We start from the raw sequence: 4,789 nt of genomic DNA on the forward strand, positions 1-4,789 counted from the left end.
TACTTTGCGATTTCCGGGGGCAGGAGATGATCTGTATCTGGCACTATGACCCGCTGGGCATCTTCAATACCGCTATAAACTACAGGGCTTTCATCGGCTAATTGTTCCCACTCAAAAGACATATTGGAACCATAGAGATCAAAACTTTCACGGTATTGACGGATGGTGTCAAATAGGGAACGGGTCACTTCAGCGGCAACATCACTGGTCTCAAACAATAGTTGTGAAGTTTCCACCGCATAGGGGGAACCATACTTTGGAATATAATCCTCTCGGATTCTTCCAGAGCCATAGCAGCGCACTGAGCGGATGGGTTTGCCAATGAGATCGGCGACTGGGGCAATGGCATGGGTGCCATAATACATAGGCGGGAACCCATACCAATAGTCCGGCCACCCAGGCAGGCCCATATTCTGCTGATGGGAGCCGCGGACGAATTGGATCCGTCCGATTTTTCCACTTTGAACCATTTCTTTGGCAAACAGATATTCCCGGGTATAAACTGATGTCTCCATCATCATGTAAACCTTACCAGTTTCTCGCTCCAATTGGACAATTTGCGCGCATTCATCCACTGTTAGCCCCATGGGAACTGTACAGGCCACATGTTTGCCCGCTTTTAATGCCTTGATGGACATGGAGGCGTGGTCTGCAATGGCAGTGTTGATATGTACAGCGTCAATTTCTGGGTCCTGGAGAAGCTGGTCATAATCGGTATATCTTTTTTCAATTTGAAACTCATCGGCAAAGGCTTCCAACTTTTGGCGGTCACGGCGACAGACAGCATAGCACTGGGTTAAGCTGTAGTCCTGATAAATAGGAACAAATTCTGCACCAAACCCAAGTCCGATGACAGCAACTTTTAGAGTCTTGTTCATGGATTCTTCTCCTCGTATCACTGGTTTTCTTCTACCACAATTGATGATTCTTTCTTGAAATAAGTCAAAACAAAGTCTGCATCCCCCCTTTTTGAATTAGTTTGCCACAAATTACAGAGCAATACGACAATAATTTCCCACATTCTCCCTTACATTTTGTTGGCTTTATTTTAACATGGCCGAAAAATAGCGCCTATTGAAGAAATCGGCCTAAAATAGAATAATATTGACATTTTCTTTATCCCATGCTATGTTGGGACCATGGGAGGGAAGAAGATGAAAATTCAAAGTATTGAACCGCTGAGTTATCAACTGCTCCATGAAACCCAATACCGTATGTATACCACTGCACAACAGCAGATAACCCTGTATGTCATTTTTGAGGGAAAAGTTAATTTCAGTTTTTCTCAGGAGGATGTCATTGTTGAGGAGAACCAGGGGTTATTTCTCGCTGGAGGAACCCAGTTCACACTTATGATGTACGGGGAACATATCGATGGATTTAAAACGGTATTTTCCTTTGCCAAGGGCAGTGAATCCTACCGTATTTTTCGTGATGCTTTTTCATTCGGAAGACCTTTTCCCATCAGCTTTGTGCAAGGAAAGCTTTTGGACAGTATGCGGGAAATGCGCCGTACTGCCCCGGATCAACATTTTGGGGCCGAGAACCATATTTTGACTGCTTTTTTTCAGTCTGTCCAGCGAATGCCTGTTACTGGGCCCAAAAGTGATGAAGTCAATCAACGCAATCTCACCTATGTCAAAGAGGCTATTGAATATATTTCCTCCCACCTTTATGAGCATCTTCATTTGGAGGATGTAGCGGACCGCCTTTGTTTAGGAGAGCATCACCTCATCCGCATATTTAAACAAATCACCGGGCTGACGCCATTTGTCTACTACAATCGTCTGCGGGTCAATCGGGCTTGTATTCTTTTGATATCTACCAATCTGTCTGTCAATGAAATTGCTGACAGCTTGGCCTTTAGTGATGCCTCCCATTTCATACGGATGTTCAAAAAATTGACCGCACTGACTCCGGCAAAATATCGCCAGCAGTATCTTTACTCCTACGAGGAATTCCGATGCAAAAGCAAGGAGTATAAAGAAGATTCTTATAACCTGCTGGAAACGATCATCGACGCTTCGCCTGATCTTATCTTTTATAAAGACAGGGATAGAATCCTTCAGGGGTGCAACCAAGCGTTTTGCAACATTATGGGATTGGAAAAAAGCCAAATTATCGGGAAAACGGACTGGATGCTATTCCCAAAAGAAGAGGCGGCGTTTTACTATCAGAAGGATAGCTTTGTGCTTAAAACAGGCAAGCCTCAACGCAATATAGAATGGATGCGCTATCCGGATGGAGTAGCCCGCCGATTCCAAGTCTTCAAGGCGCCATATTATAACAAAGAGGGCAAAATTATAGGCCTGGTGGGGATCAGCCGGGATATCACAGATATGAGCAGCTTAGGTGAAACTGGGTCAAATCCATAAAAAACTGTTGACAAAAGGAAAAAACTGTCTTATAGTGTAAATGACAATAAAAATCCCACATCTCTCAATACATTTTTATGCAGAAATGCCTTGTCGCCTTGTGGCGCTAGGTATGGGTAAATTTGTATGGAGGGATTTTTTTATGGCTAAAAATAAAAAGCGATGGCTGCTGTTATTTGTGATCTGCCTGGGCGGTGGCATCATATACATCCTGCCCTATTTGCAGTACTCGTTCTATGATGTTATGCTGGCTGACTTTGGAATATCCAATGAGCAAATGGGCAATCTCATGTCAGTTTATGGCCTGCTCAACCTGTTAGGATATCTCTTTGGCGGTATTGTGGCTGACCGTATATCCTATAAAGCGCTGATACCGATTTCCTTAGTCCTTACGGGAGTACTGGGCTTCTGGTTTGCGGCATCTCCGTCCTATACAGAACTGATGATCATCCATGTTTTGTGGGCGGTTACTACGGTGTTGACCTATTTCCCGGCTATGACCAAAGCGGTAAAACAGCTAGGTGCAGATGAGGAGCAAGGACGTATTTTTGGACTGAAGGAAGCGGGATTTAGCCTGTTGGCGTTTATCTTCTCGTCAGTGGGTATCGCAATTTTTACCGCTGCTGGAGATGATATTAACGCACTGCTGATTTTCTATAGCATCCTTTATGTAGTAATTGGAATCCTGTCTTGGATATTCCTTCCCAAAGACGAAAACGTGGTGCATGGAAAGCAGAAAAGGGATTCTGGCGATTCCCTATGGATGGGTATCAAAGCGGTTTTGAAACAGCCGGGATTCTGGCTGCTGGGCTTCATGATGTTCTGTGCCTATGCACTGACGGTTTCCGCTGCTCGTATGGTACCTTATCTGACATCCAACTTTGCGGTTGCAGCAGGCATTGCAGCATTTATCGGTTCGGTGCGCACCTATGGTATCCAGTACATAGGAAATATTGGTGGAGGCTTTGTGGTGGATAAGCTGGGATCGGCCGTCAGCACCATGAAGTATAACTTCCTCATCTGTGCAGCACTCTTACTGGTACTTATTTTGATTCCCGCACAGCAGTCTCTGCTCTACTTAGTAATTACAGTCGTGTTGTTAGCATCTCTGTTTATTCAGGCATTCCGCGGCATTTATTGGGCCTCCCTGCCTCTGCTGGATATCCCGGAAAAATATATGGGCACGGCAATTGGTATGCTGGGAGTCATGGCTTATGTGCCGGATGCATTCATCCTTACAATTTACGGGAAAATTTTGGATGCCAATGTCGATGCGGTTGAAGCTGGATACAAGTACATCTTTGGAATCATGATTGGCTTAGCGCTGGTCGGATTTATCTTGGCTTTCATTTTTGATAAAACCAACAAAAAGAAAAAAGTGGTGAAATCTACTGGAAAACAGGATGATATAGCCCAACCGGCCCGTAGTTGAGAAAAAGAAAGGAATGGAGTCATGAACAGAATACCAGTTCATCTGGATTTTGATACCGGAATTGACGATGCAATTGCCCTTTTATGCGCGCTATTGAGCCAGGATAAGGTGGACATCCGATCCATCTCTGCCGTAGCTGGAAACGTCCCATTGGAGCTGACTGCGAAAAATACGCTTGATATCGTCTGTGCTATGGGCCAGGATATTCCGGTGATCAAGGGCGCTGATAAACCGCTGCGGAGGCCATTACACTGCGCCATATCCCATGGGAAATCCGGTTTAGGAGATGTGGTAATCCCCCCGGCTGATCGGGAGTTTGACAAAAGGACGATTGAGGATGCCATTTATGAAACGGCATGTGACGCCCCGGGAGAACTGGTCTATCTTGGTGTGGGTCCTCAGACTAACCTGGCGTTGGCGCTGAAGAAATATCCGGATCTTAAGGATAAAATTAAACGTGTGGTTATCATGGGCGGTTGCCTTATTGGCGGAAACATGACCCAGGCATCGGAATTTAACGCATATGTGGATCCTGATGCATTGCGTATTGTTGTCAATGCGGGAATACCAATGACCATGGTGGGGCTGGATGTCACCCTGAAAACAGAATTGCCACTGTGGGTCATAGAAGAGTTAAAGAAACTATCCAATCCTTATGCCAAACTGGCGGTACGGATTATGGATTTCAGCTTGCGGCGCAATAAGGAATTCGGATTTGATGTGGCCAATATCCACGATGCCTTAGCATTTTGTACCATCGTCTACCCAGAGGTCATCCAGACAAAAGCCTATTATGTAGATGTGGAGACAGAAGGAGAGATCACGCGGGGAATGACAGTGGCAGACTTTCGCAATGTCTGCCCGGACAAAAAGCCTAATGTGGACTGTGCCGTTGAGGTCGATGTAGATGGCTTTTGGAACTGGATGGTAAATCTTTTCCGTTCGGCAGAAAAATAAAAAAGGTAATAAAAAAGCGGGGATT

General features: G+C 45.1%; 4 protein-coding genes. 3 read left to right on the top strand and 1 reads right to left on the bottom strand.

Translation table 11 applies throughout. The annotated features are described in order from the left end of the window. A partial coding sequence (locus ACZ25G_RS08270) for a Gfo/Idh/MocA family protein (protein WP_463682127.1) occupies positions 1-878 on the bottom strand: 878 nt, incomplete at its 3' end. Positions 879-1,154: 276 nt separating this feature from the next. Here ACZ25G_RS08270 and ACZ25G_RS08275 point away from each other — a divergent pair. Genes ACZ25G_RS08275 through ACZ25G_RS08285 form a run of 3 tightly spaced genes read left to right on the top strand, consistent with a single transcriptional unit; the run spans position 1,155 to position 4,764 of the window. Continuing rightward, positions 1,155-2,375 carry an AraC family transcriptional regulator gene (locus tag ACZ25G_RS08275; protein WP_463682128.1) on the top strand — a complete coding sequence of 407 codons (1,221 nt, stop codon included), beginning with the start codon at positions 1,155-1,157 and terminating at the stop codon, positions 2,373-2,375. Positions 2,376-2,415: 40 nt separating this feature from the next. Beyond that, positions 2,416-3,807, top strand: a complete 1,392-nt coding sequence (locus ACZ25G_RS08280; protein WP_463682129.1) for an MFS transporter — start codon at positions 2,416-2,418, stop codon at positions 3,805-3,807. Positions 3,808-3,828: 21 nt separating this feature from the next. Next, positions 3,829-4,764 carry a nucleoside hydrolase gene (locus ACZ25G_RS08285; RefSeq protein ID WP_463682130.1) on the top strand — a complete coding sequence of 312 codons (936 nt, stop codon included), beginning with the start codon at positions 3,829-3,831 and terminating at the stop codon, positions 4,762-4,764. The last annotated feature ends 25 nt before the right edge of the window (positions 4,765-4,789 follow it).

The organism is Zongyangia sp. (assembly GCF_965361945.1).